The organism is Stenotrophomonas sp. GbtcB23 (genome assembly GCF_019091045.1).
Classification (GTDB): Bacteria; Pseudomonadota; Gammaproteobacteria; order Xanthomonadales; family Xanthomonadaceae; genus Stenotrophomonas; species Stenotrophomonas rhizophila_A.
Window position 1 is genome coordinate 1 of record NZ_JAGXKC010000593.1, and the last position, 245, is coordinate 245.

The window sequence follows — 245 nt, forward strand, 5'->3', positions numbered from 1 at the left end:
GGGCGACGCGCGTGCGGTGAAGCGTGCCTACGCCAGGCTGCTGCGTTCCAACCGCCCCGATGACGATCCTGAGGCGTTCCAGGACCTGCATGCGTGCTACCAGCATGCGCTCGCCCTTTGTGGTCGCGGTACGGATACGCAGGCCGAGCTGGTCGAGTCCATGCAGGCAGAAACACCGGTACCGGATGTGCCGCGCCTGGTGACATCCCAGGCGCTTCCAGCCGCACTGGATCCTGACGCCGCAG

1 pseudogene is annotated in these 245 nt (G+C 66.9%); it reads left to right on the forward strand.

The features are described from left to right. Window positions 1–245: pseudogene (locus KVS69_RS20225) on the forward strand (J domain-containing protein); the annotation flags it as partial.